This window comes from Tenacibaculum haliotis (genome assembly GCF_025215075.1).
In the GTDB taxonomy this organism is placed as follows: domain Bacteria; phylum Bacteroidota; class Bacteroidia; order Flavobacteriales; family Flavobacteriaceae; genus Polaribacter; species Polaribacter haliotis_B.
Map to the genome: position 1 here is coordinate 115,762 of NZ_JAOBTH010000027.1, position 24,542 is coordinate 140,303.

Here is a 24,542-nt window from a genome sequence, read left to right on the forward strand (position 1 = left end):
CTGAATTAGTTTTTATTAATCAATTTTTCTTCTATTAAACCACTTAAGACTATTTAAAGATAAACTTAATCTAATATTAAAATAGTTTTCTTTTGCTAAGTTATTATCGGTTGTTCCTTTTTGCCCATATTCAAATCCAATGTTTACATTTGATAATTGTCTTGGCAATGGTAACCCTAAACCAACATTTATGCCAAAGTCTTTAATTGCTGTAAAATCATTAGTTGTTTTCACTAATAATCCAGTATCTTCGAAACGCAAACCTGCTCTATAGGTAACTCTGTCCCAGTAACTTGAAATTGAATTTACTTTAGGAATATAGTATCCTCCAATTGAAAACTTACTTGAATCGTCGTACTTATACCCTGCTCCATTAGATATCAAAGAACTATTAGTTTTCAATGCACTTTGCATCTGTTGATTTACTCCTACATACCATTTATTCTCTTTCCCTAAACCAACTCCAAAGACTGTTTTCATAGGCATATTTACATCTCCTGTTACTTCTCTATTAAATAACGTTTGTTTTACATCAAGTTCTCCATTAGTTGCAGAAAACGTAAACATTTTCTCATTTCCGCTTGCAGACAAATCGCTATCTACAGTAACTGACGCACCTAAAAATAGGTCCATTTTATTTTTCAATTCTCGTTTATACTGCGCTCCTAATTTAAATTGCCCCCCTCTAATATTAACAGATTCTTCATGCTTTGTTGGACGCAAATTATTTAGCCTTTGATTAATAATATTATTTTCTAAATTCCCAAAAACATAACCAGCCTCTATACCTAAAGACAGCCCTTCATAAACATACATACCAAAACTGGCATATATTTTATTTGTACCACCTTCTCCGCTGAACAAAGAAACATCTGTTTCATCTTTATTATCTAATAATGAATATCCTACAGATGAAAACGGCTGTAAACCTACCGAGAAACCAGCTTTTTTACCAATAGGAAACCCTAATGAAATGTATCTTAAATTTGTTGAATTACCTGATTGTGATGAATTTTCTTCCTTAAGTGTTAAAAAACTTACACTACCACCTATACCGTAAGTAGCAACAGTCAAGTCAGCATTTGCGGCTGGATTGGTAAAGTTTAAATGAAACTTATCTTTTAAAGCAACACCAATACCTCCCATAGATGCTTGCTCTACCGTTACTGCTTCAAAATTTTCTCCGATTCCAAAATAAGAATATGGTGATGCACTATTTCTTTGGGCTGATATTGTTACTGTGCTAAGCACTAACAATCCTAATATATATCTCTTAATCATTTGTTAAATTATATGTCAAAACAGTATGTAATCCTTCCAAAACAAAATTTGGATGGGCAAATATGCCACTTTTTAATTGTTTAGCCAAGAAATATGTGTCTCCTCCTGTTAAAACAACTGTTAAATCTCCATACTCACTTCTATATTGATTAATAACACCCTCAATTTCATTGCAAACACCATTTACAATTCCCGAATGTATTGACGTATTTGTATCCCTTCCTATAAATTCAGCAACTTCTTTTAATTCTAATAATGGTAATTTAGAAGTGAATTTATGTAACGCTTGATACCTCATTTTTAAACCTAATGATATTGCACCGCCTAAATACTCTTTTTTATTATTGATAAAGTCGAAAGTAATACAAGTACCTGCATCAATAATTAACACATTTTTATCTGGATATTTTTTTGTAGCGGCTGCGGCCAACGCTATTCTATCAACACCTAATGTTTCGGGAGTTTTATATTTATTTTTAAACGGAACTTTAGTTTTCGAATTTAAGTGTATCGGATTTAATAAATCACTAATTTCTTGTACTACTTTTTCTGAAATATTGGAAACTGAGGACATAATAGTTGCTGAAATAGAAAAAATTTTAATAATTTTTTCTATTTCAAACACAATTTCTTCCTTATTAAAAACAAAGATCTCTTTAATTGTATTCAATTCAAAAACAGCTGCTTTAACTCTTGTATTACCAACATCAATAATTAAATTCATCTTTACATTTCTTAGAATTCAAATTTACAATACATTTTTTTTAAAACAAATACTTTGTATAATTAAAAAACGGTTGTATATTTGCATCCGCTTAACGAAAGTAGCAAACTGGTGCCTTAGCTCAGTTGGTAGAGCAAAGGACTGAAAATCCTTGTGTCCCTGGTTCGATTCCTGGAGGCACCACTATAATTTTCTCAATGCAATTGCGAATTTTATTTTGTTACTTTAATAAAGCAATCAACGGTGCCTTAGCTCAGTTGGTAGAGCAAAGGACTGAAAATCCTTGTGTCCCTGGTTCGATTCCTGGAGGCACCACCGAAAAAACCCGAACTTTTGTTCGGGTTTTTTGTTTTTACAACATAAAAAACTCATTGTTTTAGCAATGAGTTTTTAAGTTTTATTTTAATCTGAATTGCATCTCTACGGGTAAATGATCGGAAGCCTCACCAAACTCATTTAAAACTTTTCCGCTTACATATTCAATAGAGTTTTCGGTATAAAAAATATAATCTATTCGTTCGAAAGGATTTTTACTATTAAATGTATTTGAAAGGTTTACAGCGTTAAAAGCAGCGTTTCCTATTCCCTTCATTTTAAATATTTTTTGAACTGCCGCACTTTCATCTCTTGCTCTTGAATTAAAATCACCCAATAATATTGTTGGATACTTATCCTTATACTGATTAAACAACTCTAAAACATATTCGAACTGACGCACTCGTGTTGACTTATCAAAAGCTTCTAAATGAATATTTATTAACACCACTTCTTTGCCTTCTAAAACAACTTTTACAACTTGCGCCAATCTTTCTAAATACAATGCATCTCTATAAAAAGGATTATCTGGTACACGCTCTAAAACAATGCGCTCGTACTCTTTTAATTTATATTTACTGATGATTGATTGCCCTGAAATTACTTTTCCGAAATGCATGCTTGGTGGCCAATACGGAAAAGGAACATATCGTTCATCCCAATTTACACCTCTTGCCGCATAATTATATCCTAAGTTCATAAAAGCTTTTTCTTGATCTACCTCATAAGATCTCGATGCTTTGTAATCAATTTCTTGAAAAGCAACAATATCTGGATTTACTTTCTTAAGTTCCGCTTCTACCTTTTGCTGATTATCTTCAAAAAGTTTCCTTGGTTTTGCTATCGGTAAATTATTTGTCATTCCACTTAAATAACCCACATTATAAGTTACAATACTGTATATTGAATCATTTATTACAGCTACTGGGTTTTCATTCTCTAACAACTCGGCATATTCTTTTTCATCTATTGTTGGTGATGATGCCCAGAAAAAAAAGGTTATAAATGCAATGATTACCAAAACAAGTAGCCTTAATATAGGTTTTATTATATTTTTCATAAAATTTAAAGAAATGTTAAAATTACTTTCAAATTTAAACTTTTTTAAAGAAGCATAGTCATAGATATATAAATAAACCCTTAAAATTTTACAAACATGAAAAAAATAATAGCAATATTAGTTGTAGCCCTTAGTTTTAGTTTTACGACTCAGGCTCAAAAAGGAAAGAAAAATAAATTAGAACGATTAACTGTAGCACAACAAACAGAGTTAGCTGTTAAAAAAATGACCTTAAATTTAGATTTAACAACGTCTCAACAAAACCAAATAAAACCTTTATTGGCTGAAAAAATTGCAAAACGTAAAGAAATGCATGAGCAAAAGAAAGCGATGAAAGAGAGTGGCGAAAAAAGAGTAAAATTATCTGCTGATGAACGTTTTGAAAAGAAAAATAAAGCTTTAGATAATAAAATTGCTTTTAAAGCCGAAATGAAACGCATCTTAGACAAACAACAATTTGAAAGGTTTGAGAAAATAAACAAGAAAAAAGCTCACAAAGCTAAAAAGAAAATGAAAAATAAAAAACGTAGAAAAGCTTCTAAAAAGAAACATAAAGAACACGAAAAAAAGTAAATAATAGTAGATTAGTTTTTTGATTGAAAGCCCGATTTTGGAAACAAAATTGGGCTTTTTACGTGATTCTGGTTTTGCGTTAGGGATTGAAGTGGCATCCTTTTTTGAGGTACGAAAAAAAGATACAACGTAAAGCCCGACCTTTAGGTAACGCCCAAATATTACTCCTTAAACCAACTTGAATATTTTACGTAATTATTAGCAATTCGGTCAATTTCTCCTGAAATTAATTCTTTAGAAACGTCTTTAATTTTTTTGGCTGGTACACCGGCATAAACGCTTCCGCTTTTTACAATCGTATTCTTAGAAACCACTGCTCCGGCTGCTATTATCGAGTTCGATTCCACAATACAATCATCCATAATTATACTTCCCATACCTATTAAAACATTGTCGTGAATGGTACAACCGTGCACGATTGCATTGTGCCCAACAGAAACGTTATTACCAATTGTTGTAGGTGATTTTTGATAGGTTGCATGGATTATTGCGCCATCTTGAATATTTACTTTATCACCCATTTTTATATAGTGTACATCGCCTCTTATTACGGCATTAAACCAAACGCTACACTCTTTTCCCATTTGCACATCGCCTACAATTGTGGCGTTTTCTGCGATGTAACAATCTGCTGGTATTTGAGGAGATTTACCGTTTACTGCTTTTATAATTTTCATTCGTTTTTATTTAAAATATGATAATAAATTTGCTTTTTTTGATGCGGATACCATTACTTCTTTTCCGTTAGATAAAAGTACGCTTCCGCCTTTACCTTTTTTATATTTTACAATTTCATTTACGTTTACCAAATATGATTTGTGCACGCGTGCAAAACCGCTTTCTTTTAAAAGATCATCAAAGTGTTTTAAGGTTTTACTAACTACTTTCTTCGTGTTTTCGAAATAGATTTCGGTGTAATTATCGTCTGCCTTGCAAAACAAAATATCACTAACCGAAACAACTTCAAATCCGTCTTGTTGCGGAATCGTTATTTTATTTAAATTAGCAATGCTTTTGGTTGTTAAAACAGTGTTTTCTAACGTTTGTTCTTTTGTTTTAATTTCTTCAACTAAGTTTACCGCTTTAATCAATTCATCTATTGAAATAGGTTTTAATAAATAATACGTTGCTTGATTGTTTAAGGCTTCTATTGCATAATGATCGTAAGCGGTTACAAAAATGGTTTCGAAGGTTTGATTTTCTATCTTTTCTAACAAATCAAATCCGTTTCCGTAAGGCATTTCTACATCTAAAAAAACCAAATCTAATTCGTGTTCTTCAATTAATGTTTGTCCGTCTTTTATATTATCCGCTTCTCCTAACAATTGAACATTTGGGCAATATTTTGTTATATAATTTCGCAAAATATCTCTACCAATAGCTTCATCTTCAATAATGATTGCTTTTAACTTCATCTTTAATTTTTCTTTAAAATCAGTTCGACTTTTGTTCCGCTTCCATCTTCAAAAACATCCGAAACTGTAACATCAATTTTATCTTTGTACATACTATTTAAAATAGCAATTCGATTTTCGATAGTACTTATTCCTTTCGATTTTTGCTTTAGCTGATGTTTTGTTTTCATTTCCATCGACTTTTTACGTCCTACTCCATCATCTTGAACAGTTATTAAAATTGTATTTACTGTTTGCTGACGCATAGAAATCTCTAAATTCCCTTTTTCTTTTTTATAACGGAGTCCGTGCCAAATAGCATTTTCGATATAAGGCTGTAATAACATTGGCGGAATAGAAAAGTTTTCTTTTTTGATTTTTTCATCAACAAACATTACATACTCAAACTTGTCTTTAAATCGATTATGCTCTAACTTCACATACAATTCTAACAGCTCTATTTCTTTTGCTAACGGAATAAAATCTTCATCAGAATTTTCTAAAACTGACCGCATTAATACTGAAAATTCCGATAAATAACGATTCGCACTTCGTTCGTCATTTACTGCTATAAAATTATTTACCGAGTTTAAAGCATTAAATATAAAATGCGGATTCATTTGCGATCGCATTGATTTTAATGCCAATAAATTGTTTGCTAGTTTTTGTTGTTTATTGGTTCGAAACATAAAATATGCCAACAAACTCATTAAAAAGAAACCTCCGATTAATGAATAAATAATCAGTTTTTGCTGTTTATTACTTTCCTGTATTAATTGTTGATCTTTATATGCCAAGCTTATTTTACTATCGCTTAATTGCTTATCTTTTTCTAGACTTCGGATTCGGTTTTGGTTGTTTGCTATTTTTTTTCCAAACCTTTTAACTTGTTGAATTTCTTGTTCTTTTTTTGAATACAATGTATCCACCAACTTCACATAATCCTGATAACTTTCTAACGCTTTTGTATAATCTCCTACAGTTGCATATACTTCTGATAGTTTACGCGTTGCATCTTTTTCTATTATTAAATCTTCTTTACTATTCGCGTCTTTTATACTTTTCTTTAAAAAAGGAATAGCTTCGTTATAAGATTCTTTTTGAATATAGGCGTTTCCTATCTTGTAATTTATTTTTTGAGAGGTAATAGAATCTACCAACGATTCTTTTTCTTCCGTTTCAATAACAATATCATCTGTTGCTACCAAACTTTGTTTTCGCAATTGAATTTCATCATCATATCTACGAGACAAATTATAAAAATCAGCTACTTTTTGCTGTTCTTTTAAAGCTCTTTTTTTATTTTCTTTGGATGCTAATTTTAAGGAGTTTTGAAAATACCCATCTGCTTTCTTTGTTTTTCCCTGAGCGGCAAAAACTTCTGCCAATTTTGAATTTAAATCGGTTATTTTAGGTGTTATATAATCGTTTTTTGCAATTTTTAAAGCTTTGGTATAATTAGTAGTAGCTTTAGCATAATTCTTCTTTGCCATAAACACATCTCCCAAACCTTCATAGCTCTTTAACTTTTCGTAATTGGTTAGTTTACCCTCCAGGCTTTCCTGATAATTCTTTTCACTATCATCATATTTATTTACCAAAAACTGTGTTTTAGCCAATAACAAACGAACACTTGCTTTGTTATCTTCTCTTAAAGACACGCTATAGTTTTCTACTGCTAAATCATACTGTTTCCAATAAAAATAAACATCACCTAACTCTTTATATGTAATTGCTTTTCGACTTTTAGAAGATGAATTTAAAAGCATTTTCTCAATAACGGCTAAACTTTTATCAATATCTTTTTTCTTGTAAAAATTTACAGAATCTAAATACTTCGGATATAAATCTACTTTTTTTCGACCATAAGAACTTAGTTTTGATTTCCTCTTCTGATTAAAATCTTCAACCACTACCTTAATATCTTCATTATCTTTAATCGTATAATAAATAGTTTCAAATCCCGAATGGGAAACAACTAATTGATTACCTGTTTTAGCGGTTACAATATATTGTCCTTTTATGTGTGAAAAATTAAATACATTACCATTTACTTCTACAACCGCATCTTTAATAGATTGATTTGTAGCCTCATCAACAACCTTAACTTTTACCGAAAACCCTTTCCCTTTCTCTTCAAAAACTTGAGAATAACTAAAAGAAAAATTCAACAATAATAATGTAAATACTATTTTAAAAAATCTATTCATATTTTATTTATTACTGTAAACATACACACAAAAACTGAGTTCAAAAAATGAGACTTCCTAAAAAACGACACTTCAAAATACTAAAAAGTTGCTTTCACTCATTTTACAAACCACTTTACTCATTCATTTTACACACATACTCATTCGCTGTTTTATAAAAAGAAAGTTGCTTGTAGATTTGACAGTATAAAACAACAAACTATGAAAGCATTCCATATTATTATTTTCCTTTTTTTATCAGCAACATTTTTTGGTCAAACATTAAAAGACAGCAAACCTTTTATTGAAGTTACTGGAAGCGCTGAACTAGAAATTAGTCCTGATGAAATTTACCTAGATCTTCGTTTAAAAGAAAAGATGAAAAATGGAAAAAAAATAACACTTACAACTTTAGAAAACACTCTAAAAACAGCACTAGAAGCTATTGATATTCCTAAAACTGATTTATTCATTTCTGATATTAATTCGGTTATTTCAAAAACGGGTTGGTTTAGTGAAGAAGTCTTATCTATTGGTAAATATTCATTAAAAGTTACCAGTCCGGATAAATTAAAAAAGGTATTTGAAGTTTTCAAGAAACTTAAAATCACAGACACAAAAATTACCAAAGCGACACATTCAAAATTAACATTTTACAAAAGAGAAAATAGAATTGCTGCAATAAAAGCCGCGAAAGAAAAAGCTAATTATTTATTAAATGCAATAAACTCATCTACAGGAAAGCCTTTAAAAGTAAATGAAACAGCACATCAATTGCAAAATTTCGCACAGTTAAATCATTTAAATATTACTTCTGAATATAGTAGTATTTCTAAAACGAAAAATTACAGAAAAGATATTGTTCAATTTGAAAACATAAAACTAACCTCTTCTATATATGTTGTTTTTGAAATTAAATAAACAACATAATCAAAATTCTATTAACAATTTAAAACATAAAATCATGAAAAATTACATCCTAAAAACAATCTTCATTTTTACTTTTTTAATATCAATAGCGGGCTATGCTACCAACCCTAAAAAAGACATCAAAAAACAAACAACCAAAGTTGCGCTATTATTAGATACGAGTAGTAGTATGGACGGGCTAATAAATCAAGCAAAAGCACAATTATGGGAAATTATTAACGAATTATCACACGCCAAATGTGATGGAAAAACTCCAACGCTAGAAATTGCTTTATACGAATATGGTAATAGTCGTCTTTCTTCTAAAGAAGGTTACATCCGTCAAGTTTTACAATTTACAAGTGACTTAGATGCTATTTCTGAACAGTTATTTTCTTTAACTACCAACGGCGGTAGTGAGTTTTGCGGAGAGGTAATTCAAACCTCTTTAAATGAGCTAGAATGGGGAGATAATAAACGTGATTTAAAGATGATTTTTATTGCAGGAAACGAACCTTTTACACAAGGAAAATTAAATTATAAAGATGCTATTACCAACGCTAAAAAAAATGACATTACAGTTAACACTATTTTTTGTGGTAATTACGATCAAGGTGTTTCTGGAATGTGGCAAGACGGAGCTACTTATGGTGGCGGAGATTATATGACAATTAACCACAACAAAAACATTGTACATATTGTAACACCGTATGATAATGACATTATTATTTTAAATAAACAACTAAATAAAACCTATATTCATTATGGAAGTGTTGGACATTCAAAATACACTAATCAAGCAAAACAAGATGCCAATGCTGAAGTTTTAGATGAAGTTGTTGTTGTAAAACGTGCTATTAGTAAAAGTTCTAAATTATATAACAATGCTGAATGGGATTTGGTTGATGCTTCTAAAGAAAAAGAAATAGATTATAAAAAACTAAAAAAATCTCAACTTCCTAAAAAACTACAAGGAAAGTCATCCGAAGAAATAAAAAAATATGTTGTTACTAAACGAAAAGAAAGAGCTAAAATTCAAGAAAAAATTCAACATTTAAATAAAAAAAGAAAACAATATGTTGCTAAAAAACAACATGAAAAAAACTCTAAAAATGAGTTAGAAAACGTAATGATTAAAGCGATAAAAAAACAAGCAAAAAAGAAAAAATATTCTTGGTAAAATATAAATAACAAAAAAAACGTCATTCTTTGCAAAATGCTAGAATGACGTTTTTTACCTAATGTCTTTTTACTTTACCTGTAAATCTTGTCCGATACTAATTTCATTAGTGCTTAATCCGTTTACCTGTTTTAATTTACTAACAGATAATTGATATTTTCTTGCTATAGAATATAAAGTATCTCCTTTTTGCACTTTATGATATTCATTTGTTGCAACAGTTTTAACCCCTTTTGTATGCTTAGCCTTTATTCTGTCGTATTTTGTTAAACCGTATTTTTTTATAATCGATATTAATTTTTGCGGATATTTTTTATCCGTCGCGTACCCTGCTTTTCTTAATCCATAAGCCCAACCCTTGTAATTGGTATGTCCTAATTTAAACAAACTCGTATAACGACTTCTTGTGAGTAGGAATTGCGAATGATCTTCGTATGAAGTTTCTGGATATTTATATTTCCTAAAACATTCTCCCTTTTCATCATCATCATGAGTTACACTTTTTCCTTGCCAACCTTTATGGCATTTTATTCCAAAATGATTGTTCGAACGAACCGCCAAGGCACTTCTTCCACTTCCCGATTCCAATACTCCTTGAGCTAGAGTAATACTTGCAGGAATTTTATGCTCATGCATTTTTCTTACCGCAATTGGTGCAAACTTATAAATATATGTAAGTGTATGATTTCCGTTTGTTTTTATCGGTTTTGGTATTTGCTCTAACTGTGGAAGCTCTGGGTAAACTTCTTTTTGCTCTAAAACAACGATTTTTTTACGGCTTTTAGTAACTATATTTTTATTCGATCCACAACTCACTAAAAAAGTGGCGCTTATTACTATATAAAAAACTGATTTTATTTTCATTAAACTTTTATTAACACTTGATTTTTATTTTTCAACTTTTGATTAACTCCTGTAATTCCCTGTAAGCCACCTGTATGAATTGCAACAATTTTACTGTTTTCGGGAAATTCATTGTTCTTAATCATTTCTATAATTCCAAATAACATTTTAGCTGTGTAAATAGGGTCTAACGGAATTTTTGTGTGTTCCTTAAACTCGTTTATAAAACGAATTAAATCTGTATTATATTTTCCGTAACCTCCAAAATGATATTCGGTTTGTAAACTCCAATTATCATATACTCTTACTAACTGCTCTATTTCTCTCTGTAAGAAATCACCTTTTAAGGCAGGAAAACCAATTACTTTTTGATGCTTTTTTGCTGCATTTATCAATCCCGAAATTGTTCCTCCAGTTCCTATTGCAGCACAAATATAATCGAAATTCTTATCTTCTTCTGTTAAGATCTCTTCGCATCCTTTAATCGCCAATTCATTCGTTCCTCCTTCAGGGATTAAATAAAAATCACCAAACTCGTTTTTTAACTTACTTATAAATTCTTCGGATGTTTTATTTCGATACACTTCTCTTGAAACAAACTTAAACTGCATTCCGTTTTTATGTGCTTCTCGCAAAGTTGAATTTCCTGCCAACGTTTTTTCGAGATTCTCGCCCAACTCATCACCACGAATAATTCCGATAGTCTTAAAATCAGATAAATTTCCCGCAACTGCTGTCGCTACAATATGATTAGAAAACGCCCCTCCAAAAGTTAATAACACTTTTTTTTGTTGATTTTTTGCAGCTTCAATATTATATTTCAATTTACGAAACTTATTTCCTGAAACAAATGGATGTATTTTATCTTCTCTTTTTATAAAAAGTTCTACTTTTTTCTCTTCCAAGACAGGAAGAAAAATTTGTTGGTTTTCACTCGTAAAAACCTGATTAAAAAAAGAGTTATATATACTGTTCAATGCAAAAAATATTTATGTAAAAATAATAGAAATCTCAATTAATTTATAGCTATTTTTCACTTGATTTTATAATAAAAAAACGATTTTAGCTTATTAAACTTACGTCATTATATAAAAACAATGGATTTAAATTTTGAAGAAATAATTAAAGAAACTTTTTTTAAAGTTAAAAATATGGATGACAGTGGAAAAACTGCTTCTTATATTCCTGAATTAGCACTTATAGATTCCGAAAATTTTGGGGTTCATATAACTACTATCAATCAAGATAACTTTGGTATAGGTGATTGTTATAAAAAATTTTCGATACAAAGTATAGCTAAAGTGTTAGCACTTAGTTTAGCCTATAAACTTTTAGGGAATAAAATATGGAATCGGGTTGGGGTTGAACCATCGGGTACCGCATTTAATTCTTTAGTGCAGCTTGAGGCTGATAATGGTATACCAAGAAATCCTTTTTTAAACGGCGGTGCGCTTGTTATTTCTGATATTTTATTAAGTCATTTAAAAAATCCTAAAGAAGATTTTTTAAATTTTGTTCGTCAAATTTCTAACAATACTACAATTGATTATTCTAGTAAAATTGCAGAGTCAGAAAAAGCGGTTGGCTATCGAAATATAGCCTTGTGTAATTTTATTAAATCCTTCGGATGTATTGATAATAACCCCTCAGATGTTCTTGACTTTTACTTTAACCTTTGTTCATTAGAAATGAGTTGCAAAGAATTATCTGAAATGTTTTTATTTTTAGCTAACAATGGTATTGGAGCACCTTCTAATCAAAACATTATAAGTGAAAGTGAATCTAAAAGAATAAATGCTTTGATGCAAACTTGTGGATTTTATGATGAATCTGGTGAGTTTGCTTTTAAAGTTGGACTTCCAGGAAAAAGTGGTGTTGGTGGTGGTATTATAGCAATACATCCAGATCAATATGCTATTGCTGTTTGGAGTCCGAAACTTAATAAAAAAGGAAACTCTTATAAAGGAATGAAGTTTTTAGAGGAGTTTACCTCAAGAACTGAGCTTTCTATATTTTAAAAAATCAGCAATCATCGTATTTATGATTGCTGATTTAAATGAGCTAACACACTATTACACTCTAAAAACCTGTAACCTGTTCTTCTACTTTTTCCCAGTCGTGCATTAAATTTTCTAAGCTTGCCTTTTTAGCTTTATATTTTTCAAAGAAATTAGGACGAGATGAAACTTCGTCATAATTATTTGCTAATTCTAAATCTATCTTTTCAATTTCTTTTTCTAAATCAGCAATTTGAGTTTCAATTTTATTCAGTTTATTTTTAAGTTTTTTCAACTCTTTTTCTTGCTCTCTAGATAATTGATGTGCCTCTTTTTTAGCTACTGGTTTATCAACTTTAACAACCGTTCTTTTTTCAGCTTCTCTAAGGTTTTCCATCTTATGCTGATCTAAGAAATAATCAATATCTCCTAAATACTCTTTTATAACCCTGTCTTTAAATCCGTAAACAGTTGATGTTAATCCTTGTAAGAAATCTCTATCGTGAGAAACCACGATTAAAGTTCCGTCAAAGTTTTTTAAAGCTGTTTTTAATACTGTTTTAGAAGCAATATCTAAGTGATTTGTTGGCTCATCCATTATTAACACGTTAAATGGCGATAACAATAATTTACATAAAGCTAAACGGTTACGTTCTCCACCCGACAATACTTTGGCTTTTTTATCTACAGCGTCTCCACCGAATAAAAAAGACCCTAACATATCTCTAACACGCATTCGGTTTGTATCCGAAGCAGCATCTTCCATTATTTCTAAAACTGTTTTTTCTGGCGGTAATTCTTCGGATTGGTTTTGTGCAAAATATCCTATTTCTACATTATGTCCTAGTTTAAGGTTTCCTGTAAACGGAATTTCACCAACCATCATTTTTGCTAAAGTAGATTTCCCTTGACCGTTCTGACCAACAAAAGCAATTTTACTGTTGCGCTCAATCATTAAATCAACATCTTCTAAAACATGCTTATCTCCGTAACTTTTACTTAAACCATCAGCTTCAACAATAATTTTACCTGGCTCTTTAGAAATATTAAAACGAACATTCATTGCCGCATTATCATCCCCATCCACCTCAATAAGTTCTACTTTATCTAATTGCTTCATTAACGATTGCGCCATCGAAGCTTTACTTGCTTTTGCCTTAAACTTATTAATTAAGTGTTGCTTTTGCTTAATTTCTTTCTCTTGATTTTTCTGCGCCTGTAATTGCTTTTCTTTGATTTCAGCTCTTAAAACCAAAAATTCAGAATATGGTTTTTTATAATCATAAATCTGACCTAAAGAAATTTCAATCGTACGGTTGGTTACATTGTCTAAAAACATTTTATCATGCGAAACCAATACAATGGCTCCAGAATACGATTTTAAAAAATTTTCTAACCAAATAATAGACTCAATATCTAAGTGGTTTGTTGGCTCATCTAACAGTAAGATATCATTGTCTTGTAATAATAGTTTTGCCAATTCGATACGCATTCTCCATCCACCAGAAAAGGTATTGGTTAATTTATCAAAATCTTCACGCTGAAAACCTAAACCTTGTAAAATTTTCTCGGTATCTCCTTGGTAATTATATCCACCTAAGAGCTCGTAACGTTCAGTTAAATCTGTTAAATCAATAATCAACTGACTATATGCTTCACTTTCATAATCGGTTCTTGTAGCTAGCTGATTGTTAATATCATCTAACTTCAACTCAATTTCTTTTATTTCTTCAAACGCTTGATAAGCTTCTTCTAAAATAGTTCTTCCTTCTACAAAATCGATATCCTGACGTAAGAATCCCATGCGAATATCTTTATCAAAAGCCATCGTACCACCACTGGTTTCAATGTCTTTAGAAAGCACTTTTAAAAGTGTAGATTTCCCGGCTCCATTCTTACCAATCAATCCGATTCTATCACCTTTATTTAATTTAAAAGTAATTCCTGAAAACAAATCAGACCCCATAAAAGAGACTGACAAATTGTGTACGTTTAACATAAAATTTTGCGTAAATTTGAAAAATGCAAAGCTACTTAAATTATGATTAGAAAAGGAACAAAGTTATATAGTGTTTTAAAAGGTAAATGTCCTCGTTGTCACGAAGGTGAATTTTTTAAGCATAAAATTACTCTTAACCCAAAAAAAGTAACGCAGTTACATGATAACTGTCCGAGTTGTAATTTAAAATACATGATGGAACCTTCTTTTTTCTTCGGGGCAATGTATGTAAACTATGGCTTATCTGTTGCTTTATTTGTAGGTGTTTTTATTATTTCTAAAATGATTTTTGGCTTAACAATATTGCAAAGCTTTATTTCTATCATCGTAGTTTCATTATTACTAATACCTTTTACACTGCGTTTATCTAGAATAATATGGATAAATATTTTTATCGGATATAATAAAAACGCAAAAGAACTACAGTCTGAAAGATAATTAATCTACAAATCTTTTTATATCAGTATCTCTATCTAATTCGTCACCGTTTTCTAAGTGATTAAATAGGTTTTTAGCTATTGTAGGCCCAATCATAACACCACGTGTTCCTAAACCGTTTAAAACAACTAATTGTTTATATTTAGGATGAACACCAATCATTGGTCTTCTATCGCTTACTGTGGGCCTAATACCTGCTGTATGATCTTTTATGGTGTAGGGAACTGTAATTATTTTCTTTAATTTTTCTTCTAACTCTTGTTTAGCTTCTTGTGTCGGGTCACAGGTTTTATCCGTCCAATTAAATGTAGCTCCTACTTTATAGTTATCATTACCAATTGGCATTACAAAAAAACCTGATTTTAATAAAAAATCAATTTTTAAAGACGGTGCATGAATTACGATCGATTCTCCCTTTACCTCATTTAAGGGTAAGTAATTAAAAAAAGGATTCTTTTTTATTCCAAAACCTTCACAAAAAACGATTCTATTCGCTTTTATATGCTGATATTGAATATCTTCTTCTGATATATTTAATAAATCATACTCAAAAGGACTTTCTATTAATCTATTTGAATTTCTAATAAAATCTCTGTAAGATTTTACAAGTAAAGCTGTATCTATTCTTCCTGTTCCTGTAAGTTCTCCAAAACCAAAATCACCAACAACACCTTCAATATTTTCCTTACTAATTTTAGGATTCATATAATGTAATAAAGTTGGTTTATCTAAAGCTGAAAACCAATTATTACCATCACCAACACTTGTAAATGCTTTTTTAATAGAAAACTTGTGATCTAATTTTACACTTAACTTATCTTCTAAAACTTTATAAAAAGGTAGTGCTATTTTTATTTGTTCATGCCCATTCCATGCAGCATTAAAACGCTTTAATATAACAGGATTATAAACGCCTCCTGCTACTATAGATGAAGTTTGTGAATTGTTTTCAAAAATCAAAAATGATTTATTTGCATTCTGCAACTCTTCTGCAAATGCAATTCCTGCCAAACCTAAGCCTACAATAATATAATCTACCTCAATTTTCATAAGTCAAAAATACTATTTATTACAACAAAAAAGAGCTTGCAATGCAAGCTCTTTTTAATTTTTATAATAAGTCCGAAATTAATAATTCCACATATCCATTTCGCGATTACGAATACTTTCTTTAACTCTATCAGCTTCTAATAACTGAAATAAAGAATTACCTCTAACATAGTCTTTAATAGATCTATCTCCGTAAATATTCTCTTCTTTCATTATAGTAGAAGTAAATCTTCTAGCGTTTAATAAGTTATCATAAGACAAAGGATGCGCTGAATTTTTTGGATTGAAAACTTTAGAAGTATGTAGCGTATTTCTTGCATTTGGAAAAAACACCCAAAATAATTCGTACACATTTTCTTTATCGTCAATTTCTTCAATCCCTAAAGCTTGAACATCTGGTCCCATAGGTGCTAATGCTAACATACGATACTTTAATTCACCTCCACGCTTATCGAAATACCAAAGACCTTTAATTAAGTACCCTTTAATATCAGCAGATTGTATTGAATAAGGATCCATATTTCCGTAACCATCGTCACGTTCCATATAGGTTTTTTCTTTAATTTCATTGATACCTATTTTCATAGTGAAGTAAGAATCATTATATACTTCAGTGATTTCACCATTACTAATACCTTTTAATAAGGTATCAAACAATGAACGTCTCGTTAAACCAGCACTTGTAGTATCAATTGGGTAATAATAAGGTAAATTAATTTTTTGATTTAAATCAACATATTCCCACACCACTTTAGACCATAACACATCTCTATCGCTAATATAGCCATAAGGAAGTGGTTTATCGTCTTCTGAAGCTATTTGGGCTTCAGATTTAAATCCAATCTCTTCAACCTTTTGAGAATTTAAGAGGTTAGCTTGTGCACTTGCTATACTTGTAGTAGCAAAGGCAAATAAAACCATATAAAAACGCTTCCAATTCATACTTTAATTTTTTACTTATTAATTTGTAATTTCTATGCTTACAGGTAACACTTTCTTAATCTTGTAATTAGATCCTGAAACAGATGCTTTAATATCATAAATAGTAATTACATCATTTCTTCTAGCTTTACCTAACGCTTGTTTTGCTCTAGCTGATAAATTTCTACCATTTACTGGAATAGTTAACTGCCCTGGAACTTTAATTTTAAAACTAGATACATTTAATTTTAAATCGAATAAGAAATCTGGTAAACCTGCTGCAACGCTAATTCTAGCAACACTAGCTTTAGGCATTCTTACTGTACCGTATTGACCTCTTACCATACCAACAGCTGGTGGTATATCTTTAATTCTGTATTTCTTAGGAGTACTAATTTTCCCTCCTCCTGGTAATGTTGCAGAAACTCTAATTGTTACTTCGCTTCCTTTACCTGGGTTCATTACATATTTATCTCCTTTAACTCTTCTTAAACCTGGTGCTGATGCAGAAACTTTATTTCCTGAAACTCCTGGTACTGATATCGTTAATGGATTTGATAATCCACGGTATACAACATTCATTTTATCTGCAGAAACAACTGCTTCATTTGGCTTAGGAATTACTGAATAGCCTCCTAAAATAGGGATAGTTACTAAAGAATCGTTTTCCATAAACTGAAACTCTCCTTTTAACTCCTTATCTCCAACTGAACCTGCTGGTCCATCTAAGATAACCTGACCTGCTTGAATTTTATCAGCTGGCATTTCTTTACCGTTAACGATAACTTTTTCAGCTGTTAAATTAGGGTCATTTTTACCTAATACAATTTTACCAGATAATTTTTCACCAGGATAATACGCGTTTTTATCAAAAATAACCATGGCATCATAGTTTGTCATTGATACTGCGCTTTCTAATTCACCTTGTAATAAAGCTGTTAATGCATCAGATTCAGTCGTTTTAATATCTGCCTGAATTTGTGTTAGCTTTGTTAAAGATGCAATTAAAGGAAACCCTTCGTAGTTATAACTTAACCAGTTTTTTGTAATTCCGTCTTGTCCTTTAACATCTTCTGTACTAAAACGAGCTTTTACTACTGTAGATAATTTAGACTCTCCTAAAACACCTAAAGACTCTTCTCTAAACTGATTCATTTTATCTACAAACTCTTTCCCTTTAGGTGTAATTTTTCCGCTTGCGAAAAAATACTGATCTAAAAACCCAGATTTATCCATAGATTCATAAGCTTTCTTGTCTTCTAAATCACTTGTCATTTGAGTTTTTAATGCCCCAATATAAGTGAAGAAGTCGTCTGCCATTACTCTAAGCTTATCTGTTTTCTCTTTAGCTTCACCATACTGCTTTGCTTGTTCAGTTGCTTTCAGGGCTAAAGTTTCATACGAAGCTTTATTTTTTTCGGTAGCTCTAATATTAGACTCCGATAATTTTTCATTCATTAATCCGAAGGCTGATAAAACTTCTTTACTCATGTTCATTGCTAACATCGCAATAAATACAAGGTACATTAAGTTTACCATCCTTTGCCTTGGTGACTGTTTTCCTCCTGCCATCTTTAATTAGTTTGTTTAGTTAATAAAAATTAGATAAAACTAATTAATTATTTAGTTGACATTGCCGTTAACATACCACCATATACTCCGTTTAAAGAAGATAAATTAGTTGCTAATGATTGCATTTGTTCTTGTAAACGTTGAGAGTTTTCAACTAAAGAAGAGTTTAAATCAGCTTGTTTACCTGCGTTTTCAACTTGCGTAGTATACAACCCGTTTAAAGATTCTAATTTTGCAGCTGCCATAGACATTTGCTCGTTGTATTGATTTGTAGAAGATACTGTTTTAGAAGTAGCTGTTAATCCTTCTGCAGCTCCTTGGAAATTTTTAATACTATCTCCTAAACTAGAAATTAAAGTAGCATCTAATTTTGCTTCTTTTAAAATACCATCTAATTTTTGAGATAACATACTTTGCGCTTCTTCTGGTGAAGCTTCTTTTCCTTTTTTACCTAAAGATTGTCCGTCTGCTAATTCAGGATAAACTTTTGTCCAATCTAAGTCATCTTCAATTGGTTCGAATGCAGAAATAGCAAAAATAATTGCTTCTACAACTAAACCTAATGTTAACATTACACCACCTGTTAATGGTCCTATTTTAAAGTGCATGATTTTAAATAAAGCTCCTAGTATTACTACTGAGGCTCCTAAACCATACGCCATGTTAAAAATTTTCTTAGTTGATTTTGATTGTGCCATAATTTTTTGTGATTTTTGGGGGTTATTATTGTTTATTCTTGTTTGTTTTTGTGCTATTTATTTTTACTTGTACCTAAGTAATCTTGTACCGTTCTAAATCCGATATAGCTTCTTGCTGTATCTGCATATTCCCAGTCACGTGAACTTACTTCTAAAAAGTATGCTACATCTTTCCAAGAACCTCCACGGATAATTTTTCTACGGTTTTCTTTAATCTCTACGTTAGGATTCATTGTTGATCCCATATAGTAAGACATTTGATTATAAGCTGTATTGGTCCATTCTGCAACGTTACCTGCCATATTATACAATCCATATTCATTCGGATTAAAAGAAACAGCTTCTACAGTATATAATGCTCCATCAGCAGCATAATCTCCACGTACTGGCTTAAAGTTTGCTAAGAAACATCCTCTATCACTTGTAGTACTTGGTCCACCCCAAGGGTATTTACCATAATTTAATCCACCACGAGCAGCATATTCCCATTCTGCTTCTGTAGGTAATCTAAAAGAAGGAACTAATCCTAATTTTTTTCTAGAACGTTGAAAATTGTTTTTAGTTTGTGTTCTCCAGTGACAAAATGCTTTTGCTTGATTCCAAGTAACTCCAACTACGGGGTAGTTTTCATAAGCTTTGTGTGCAAAATATTCTTGGTGCATTGGATCGTTATAAGAATAATTAAAATCTTTAATCCACACAGTTGTATCAGGATATACATTAATAACTTCATCTTTCATAAAGTCTTTTCTGTTTTTTCCTGTTTTAGCTGCTTGCTCATTATCGAACCAGTAATATCTATAATTTAATAACTTCGTATTAAATGTTCTTATTCCGTTTAAAGACTCATCTTTCTTTAAATATAAAGAATCCATTACTTCAACATAGTCTACATCTGGATATTCTTGTTGTTCCCAAACAAGTTCTTCTTGCCAATTCAATGGTTTTAAAGAATCCATTCCTTCTCCTAACTCGTAATAGTTTTCACGCATGTACTTTCCGTATGGCGACTCATTTACTGTATCTGCTGAAGCAAATGCATACAACTGAATACCCTCTGCATTTTTACCTGCGGTTGCCGGGTCGATGTCTCCTCCTGAAGCAAATTCAGCTTGATATGCTAATTTTGTTCTTGTAATAGAATCTCGCACCCAAAATACAAACTGTTTGTATTCGCTATTTGTAATTTCAGATTCGTCCATATAAAAAGGCTGAACCGTAACAGTTTTAGTTGGTGCATTCATTGCTCCTAACGGGTCTTCATCTTGCTTACCCATAGTAAAAGAACCTCCAGGTATTTTAGCCATTCCGAATGGTTTCTCTGCAAACCACTTTCTTTTTGACTTCTCACCTACTAATTCTCCTCTATCACCACTTGAACCACAAGCGTATATTAAAGATACTAACAATGTAAATACTACTATTTTCTTCATATTATTTCTTTCTTATAAAAGAGGTCGTAAACCTATTATTTTTTTTATTAAAAAACAATTACGTGTTATAATTTTTTCATAAACAAAAAATACACAGCCTTTAATTGAGCTTTTGCAGGGCTTTAAACCACCTGTTTGGCATTTTTCGTTTAAGCGCTTGCTCGTAATCTTTATAGTTACAAGGTATTAACGCATGTCTTTTATGTTTATTATTCGTTATTAAATTTATTTCCATCCACCAACGACCACTTTTATCACTTTTATAAAAATTTATTGGATCGTCATCACTTAAAAGTACTGTGAATTTCTGATAATTTTCTTTTGTTACAAACGGGTAATCTTTTGCACGAGCATTAACTCCTTCAATAAAATACCAAATCATCTGAGCAATTAAACTTGCTGTTTGATTATTTGAATCTAACCTATGATTATATTCATAAACTCCAAAAGAAGTTACTTTATCACTTATTCCTGCATATCTTGCAATTGCACAGATATCTTCTCCATAAAAACCATTTGGTGACGCATTATTATTTGCTGGTGCTTCACTTTGACGGACACAACCAATATCGATACTAACCAAATCTGCGTCTCTTAATATAGGTTCGACTAAAGTTACATCTTTTACCTCACCTAACCTAAAAGCATCAAAATATAATTTATCTAACAACTCAATTTCTTCTTGTGAATTAAAAAAAGTTTGATACCCTATATTACTGTAATTAAACAAATTATTAGGCTGTTCCATAATCACTTTACTTAAAAAAGAATTAGAAGACAGCTCTTCATCTATAGTACCTAAATCGAAACGACTATCTACAGACACCAAGTTAACAGTTTGCTCTAAAGCATCGTAACCTCTGTAATTTGCATATGTTACGTCTTGACTACCGCCAATTATAATCGGAATAATTTTTTTCTTTAATAAGTATTCTATGGTTGTTTTTACAGCAAAATAAGTATCTTTAAGAGTATCTCCTTGTGCTATATTTCCTAAATCGGCTATTTGAGTTTGCCAATTACCTGGAAACAATTCATATAGTTTTTCGCGAATAGGTTGCAAATTCTCGCCACAACCTTCGTTATTTACTGCGCCCCTTCCGTCTTTTACACCTAAAATGGCAATATTTATTTCAGAAAGATCAGGAAATCCATTTTCAAGAGTATGAATTACTATATTTTTCCCCAAAGCACTTAATGATTGCGACATTAAGTGCGCAACCAAGGTATCATTGATAGGAGTAAAAAAACTAAAATTCATCTTTTCTGGGGACTAAAGAATTGGCAATATACTATTTTTTATGAAATCTTTTTTATTTCTTTTTTGTTGCTTTCTTTTTAACAACCTTCTTTTTTGTTGTTTTTTTCTTAGGAGTCTTAGCTTCTATTAGCTTCACAGCTTCTTCTTTTGTCATTTTCTCAATTTCTGTAGTTTTCGGTAATTCAACTTTAATTTTACCTTTAATTACATTGAAACGACCCCAACGAGCTTTTTCCACTCGAATACCAACATCTTCCCAATTATGAAGTACTTTATCTATCTCCTTTTGCTTTTTAACCTCAATCAACTCAATAATATCATCCGTAGAAAGGTTATCAAAATCGTATTTTTTATTTACGTTGATAAAAATAGAATTCCATTTTAAGAAAGGTCCAAAACGACCTACTCCTTTTTGTACTGGTAAATCTTCATAATGATAAATTGGCGCATCTGCTTTTTGCTTCGCAACAATTAATTCTTCTGCTCTTGGCAAGTCTACCTCCATCGGATTTTCACCTCTATCTAAAGACACGAACATTGTTCCGAATTTAATATAAGGACCAAAACGTCCATTAGAAACAATTACTTCTTCCTCTTGAAAAGTTCCTAAATTTTTTGGAAGCAAGAATAACTCTAACGCCTCCTCCATCGTGATGGTTCCTAAATGCTGATCTTTATTTAAGCTCGCAAATACTTTCTCTTCATCTTCGGGAGCACCAATTTGTGCTATCGGACCAAATTTACCTAAACGTACTAAAACTGTTTTTCCAGATTCTGGATGTTTCCCTAAAATACGTTCTCCACTTTCTCTTTCTGCATTTTCCTTAACATCTTCTACGTTTTCATGAAATTTAGTATAGAAACCTTTTATCATTTCTATCCAGTCTTCATCTCCTTCAGAAATATCATCAAAAGAATTTTCAACTCTCGCTGTAAATCCGAAGTCTAAAATATTTGAAAAATTTGCAACCAAGAAATCGTTTACAATATTTCCGATATCTGTAGGGACTAATTTATTTTTATTTGAACCCGTTTTTTCCGTCAACATTTCGCTTTTAACAGCTCCGTCAGACAAAATCATTTGTTCGTAATTTCTCTCTACACCTTCATTTTCTCCTTTTTCTACATACCCTCTTCGTTGTACTGTAGAAATTGTTGGTGCATATGTTGATGGCCTACCGATACCTAACTCTTCTAATTGTTTTACTAAAGATGCTTCTGTAAAACGATACGGTGGACTCGTAAAACGCTGCGTTGCGTTTATAAAAGTATATGCTAAGCTTTCACCAGTTTTTAAATTTGGCAACATTCCTGCTTGCTCTTCTTCTTCATTATCGTTTCCTTCTAAATACACTTTTAAGAAACCATCAAACTTTATCATTTCACCGTTAGCAGTGAATATTTTTTCGTTTCCTGAGTTCTCAATTTTAACGTTGGTTCGTTCTAATTGCGCATCACTCATTTGTGAAGCCAACGTTCTTTTCCATATTAAGTCGTACAATCTTGTTTGATCGTACTCACTATTTATAGCATGCTTTTTCATATCGGTAGGACGAATTGCTTCATGGGCTTCTTGAGCTCCTTTTGCCTTCGACTTAAAAACACGTTGCTTACTATATTCTTTTCCGTAATAGTTACTAATTTCTTCTTCGGCTGCATTTCTTGCATCTACAGATAAGTTTACACTATCTGTTCTCATGTAAGTAATTAAACCGGCTTCATACAAACGCTGTGCTACTTGCATTGTTTTCGCTACAGGAAACCCTAATTTCCTAGAAGCTTCTTGCTGTAATGTTGATGTTGTAAATGGTGCTGCTGGAGATTTTTTTGCTGGTTTTTTGGTTAAATCAGCAATAGAAAAATCGGCAGCTGAACAAGACTTTAAGAAATCTTCAGCTGATTTTTTTGAATCGAAATTTTTCGGAATCGTTGCTTTAAACGTTTTCCCTTCTGTATTAGAAAACTGAGCAATTACTTTATAATGAGTTTCTGATTTAAAATCAAGAATACTGCGTTCTCTTTCTACAATTAAACGAACTGCAACAGATTGTACTCTACCTGCTGATAAGCCTCCTTTTACTTTACGCCATAAAACAGGCGATAATTCATACCCAACAAGCCTGTCTAAAACTCTACGTGCCTGTTGTGCATTTACCATATTATAATCGATATCTCTTGGATTTTCGACTGCTTTTAAAATGGCGTTTTTTGTTATTTCATGAAAAACAATACGTTTTGTATTATCATCATTTAATTTTAATTGTTCTTTTAAATGCCACGCAATTGCTTCACCCTCTCGATCCTCATCACTCGCTAACCAAACAGTTTCTGCTTTTTTTGCTAAAGCTTTTAACTTCTTAACAACGGGCTTTTTATCATCAGAAACAATATATTTCGGACTAAAATCACCATCAACATCAATTCCTAGTTCTTTCGATGGTAAATCTGCGATATGACCATAGCTAGATTCTACTTGAAAATCTTTACCTAAAAATTTCTCAATTGTTTTTGCTTTTGCTGGTGACTCAACTATAACTAAATTCTTTGCCATATCTCTCTTCAATTATCTCTTTTTACACCATATATATAATGATGTTTAGAATCTGCAAAAGTAGAATGTTTTTTTTAAAAAAAAACTTTTTGTTTAAAATTCGACTTAAAAACAAAAAAACAGCCCAATATATTTCTGCCAATTTGTCACTTAA

At 31.2% G+C, this 24,542-nt stretch carries 21 protein-coding genes and 2 tRNA genes; 7 read left to right on the plus strand and 16 right to left on the minus strand.

Features of this window, described 5'->3' with window-relative positions; genetic code table 11:
* Nucleotides 1-15 precede the first annotated feature (15 nt).
* Both bamG and N2251_RS08145 read right to left on the minus strand, forming a co-directional pair.
* Nucleotides 16-1,281 (minus strand): BamG family beta-barrel-assembly machinery protein, encoded by a 1,266-nt coding sequence (gene bamG, locus N2251_RS08140; RefSeq protein ID WP_260586254.1) that lies wholly within the window; start codon nucleotides 1,279-1,281, stop codon nucleotides 16-18.
* The gene (locus N2251_RS08145) at nucleotides 1,274-2,005 is read right to left on the minus strand and encodes a type III pantothenate kinase (protein ID WP_260586255.1); all 732 of its coding nucleotides are present in this window, start codon (nucleotides 2,003-2,005) and stop codon (nucleotides 1,274-1,276) included. Before N2251_RS08145 ends, bamG begins: the two co-directional genes overlap by 8 nt.
* Nucleotides 2,006-2,115: 110 nt before the next feature.
* On the opposite strand from N2251_RS08145, the gene N2251_RS08150 reads away from it, so the two are divergent.
* Together N2251_RS08150 and N2251_RS08155 are read left to right on the plus strand one after the other, a co-directional pair.
* Nucleotides 2,116-2,188 (plus strand) — tRNA-Phe (locus N2251_RS08150).
* A gap of 59 nt (nucleotides 2,189-2,247) precedes the next feature.
* A tRNA-Phe gene (locus N2251_RS08155) sits at nucleotides 2,248-2,320 on the plus strand.
* An 82-nt stretch (nucleotides 2,321-2,402) separates the two neighbouring features.
* Here N2251_RS08155 and N2251_RS08160 read toward each other — a convergent pair.
* Nucleotides 2,403-3,380: an endonuclease/exonuclease/phosphatase family protein gene (locus tag N2251_RS08160; RefSeq protein ID WP_260586256.1), complete on the minus strand. Its 978-nt coding sequence runs from the start codon at nucleotides 3,378-3,380 to the stop codon at nucleotides 2,403-2,405.
* 96 nt (nucleotides 3,381-3,476) lie between these two features.
* On the opposite strand from N2251_RS08160, the gene N2251_RS08165 reads away from it, so the two are divergent.
* Complete coding sequence (locus N2251_RS08165; protein WP_260586257.1) at nucleotides 3,477-3,953, plus strand: hypothetical protein; 477 nt, start codon at nucleotides 3,477-3,479, stop codon at nucleotides 3,951-3,953.
* Nucleotides 3,954-4,114: 161 nt separating this feature from the next.
* On the opposite strand, the gene N2251_RS08170 is transcribed toward N2251_RS08165, so the two are convergent.
* The 3 genes from N2251_RS08170 to N2251_RS08180 are packed head-to-tail and all read right to left on the minus strand — an operon-like array spanning nucleotide 4,115 to nucleotide 7,557.
* The gene (locus N2251_RS08170) at nucleotides 4,115-4,630 is read right to left on the minus strand and encodes a gamma carbonic anhydrase family protein (RefSeq protein WP_260586258.1); all 516 of its coding nucleotides are present in this window, start codon (nucleotides 4,628-4,630) and stop codon (nucleotides 4,115-4,117) included.
* Nucleotides 4,631-4,636: 6 nt separating this feature from the next.
* Nucleotides 4,637-5,368: a LytR/AlgR family response regulator transcription factor gene (locus N2251_RS08175; RefSeq protein WP_260586259.1), complete on the minus strand. Its 732-nt coding sequence runs from the start codon at nucleotides 5,366-5,368 to the stop codon at nucleotides 4,637-4,639.
* A gap of 2 nt (nucleotides 5,369-5,370) precedes the next feature.
* Nucleotides 5,371-7,557, minus strand: a complete 2,187-nt coding sequence (locus N2251_RS08180; RefSeq protein ID WP_260586260.1) for a tetratricopeptide repeat-containing sensor histidine kinase — start codon at nucleotides 7,555-7,557, stop codon at nucleotides 5,371-5,373.
* 201 nt (nucleotides 7,558-7,758) lie between these two features.
* Between N2251_RS08180 and N2251_RS08185 the strand changes: the two genes are divergently transcribed.
* On the plus strand, nucleotides 7,759-8,457 hold the full coding sequence (locus tag N2251_RS08185; protein ID WP_260586261.1) for an SIMPL domain-containing protein: 699 nt from the start codon (nucleotides 7,759-7,761) through the stop codon (nucleotides 8,455-8,457).
* Nucleotides 8,458-8,500: 43 nt separating this feature from the next.
* Complete coding sequence (locus N2251_RS08190; protein WP_260586262.1) at nucleotides 8,501-9,625, plus strand: vWA domain-containing protein; 1,125 nt, start codon at nucleotides 8,501-8,503, stop codon at nucleotides 9,623-9,625.
* A 69-nt stretch (nucleotides 9,626-9,694) separates the two neighbouring features.
* Here the strand turns inward: N2251_RS08190 and N2251_RS08195 are convergent, their stop codons facing one another.
* Together N2251_RS08195 and N2251_RS08200 are read right to left on the minus strand one after the other, a co-directional pair.
* Complete coding sequence (locus tag N2251_RS08195) at nucleotides 9,695-10,489, minus strand: glucosaminidase domain-containing protein (RefSeq protein ID WP_260586263.1); 795 nt, start codon at nucleotides 10,487-10,489, stop codon at nucleotides 9,695-9,697.
* The gene (locus tag N2251_RS08200; protein WP_260586264.1) at nucleotides 10,489-11,445 is read right to left on the minus strand and encodes a 1-aminocyclopropane-1-carboxylate deaminase/D-cysteine desulfhydrase; all 957 of its coding nucleotides are present in this window, start codon (nucleotides 11,443-11,445) and stop codon (nucleotides 10,489-10,491) included. Before N2251_RS08200 ends, N2251_RS08195 begins: the two co-directional genes overlap by 1 nt.
* A 120-nt stretch (nucleotides 11,446-11,565) precedes the next feature.
* On the opposite strand from N2251_RS08200, the gene N2251_RS08205 reads away from it, so the two are divergent.
* Nucleotides 11,566-12,486 (plus strand): glutaminase, encoded by a 921-nt coding sequence (locus tag N2251_RS08205; RefSeq protein ID WP_260586265.1) that lies wholly within the window; start codon nucleotides 11,566-11,568, stop codon nucleotides 12,484-12,486.
* A gap of 61 nt (nucleotides 12,487-12,547) precedes the next feature.
* Here the strand turns inward: N2251_RS08205 and N2251_RS08210 are convergent, their stop codons facing one another.
* Complete coding sequence (locus tag N2251_RS08210; protein ID WP_260586266.1) at nucleotides 12,548-14,464, minus strand: ABC-F family ATP-binding cassette domain-containing protein; 1,917 nt, start codon at nucleotides 14,462-14,464, stop codon at nucleotides 12,548-12,550.
* 42 nt (nucleotides 14,465-14,506) lie between these two features.
* Here N2251_RS08210 and N2251_RS08215 point away from each other — a divergent pair, with 42 nt between their 5' ends.
* A complete protein-coding gene (locus N2251_RS08215) occupies nucleotides 14,507-14,902 on the plus strand; it encodes a DUF983 domain-containing protein (protein WP_260586267.1) in 396 nt (131 codons plus the stop codon).
* Here N2251_RS08215 and N2251_RS08220 read toward each other — a convergent pair whose 3' ends face one another.
* The 7 genes from N2251_RS08220 to topA all read right to left on the minus strand — a co-directional run bounded on the left by N2251_RS08220 (nucleotide 14,903) and on the right by topA (nucleotide 24,388).
* Nucleotides 14,903-15,946, minus strand: coding sequence for an NAD(P)/FAD-dependent oxidoreductase (locus tag N2251_RS08220; protein ID WP_260586494.1), 1,044 nt, complete (start codon nucleotides 15,944-15,946; stop codon nucleotides 14,903-14,905).
* Nucleotides 15,947-16,030: 84 nt separating this feature from the next.
* Nucleotides 16,031-16,894 carry a type IX secretion system ring subunit PorN/GldN gene (porN, locus tag N2251_RS08225; RefSeq protein ID WP_260586268.1) on the minus strand — a complete coding sequence of 288 codons (864 nt, stop codon included), beginning with the start codon at nucleotides 16,892-16,894 and terminating at the stop codon, nucleotides 16,031-16,033.
* A gap of 18 nt (nucleotides 16,895-16,912) precedes the next feature.
* A complete protein-coding gene (porM, locus tag N2251_RS08230) occupies nucleotides 16,913-18,445 on the minus strand; it encodes a type IX secretion system motor protein PorM/GldM (protein ID WP_260586269.1) in 1,533 nt (510 codons plus the stop codon).
* A gap of 47 nt (nucleotides 18,446-18,492) precedes the next feature.
* Nucleotides 18,493-19,143: a type IX secretion system motor protein PorL/GldL gene (gene porL / locus N2251_RS08235; protein WP_260586270.1), complete on the minus strand. Its 651-nt coding sequence runs from the start codon at nucleotides 19,141-19,143 to the stop codon at nucleotides 18,493-18,495.
* 53 nt (nucleotides 19,144-19,196) lie between these two features.
* Nucleotides 19,197-20,576 carry a T9SS ring complex lipoprotein PorK/GldK gene (gene porK / locus N2251_RS08240; RefSeq protein ID WP_260586271.1) on the minus strand — a complete coding sequence of 460 codons (1,380 nt, stop codon included), beginning with the start codon at nucleotides 20,574-20,576 and terminating at the stop codon, nucleotides 19,197-19,199.
* 100 nt (nucleotides 20,577-20,676) lie between these two features.
* On the minus strand, nucleotides 20,677-21,837 hold the full coding sequence (locus N2251_RS08245; protein WP_260586272.1) for a formimidoylglutamase: 1,161 nt from the start codon (nucleotides 21,835-21,837) through the stop codon (nucleotides 20,677-20,679).
* 52 nt (nucleotides 21,838-21,889) lie between these two features.
* On the minus strand, nucleotides 21,890-24,388 hold the full coding sequence (topA, locus tag N2251_RS08250) for a type I DNA topoisomerase (RefSeq protein WP_260586273.1): 2,499 nt from the start codon (nucleotides 24,386-24,388) through the stop codon (nucleotides 21,890-21,892).
* Nucleotides 24,389-24,542: the final 154 nt, after the last annotated feature.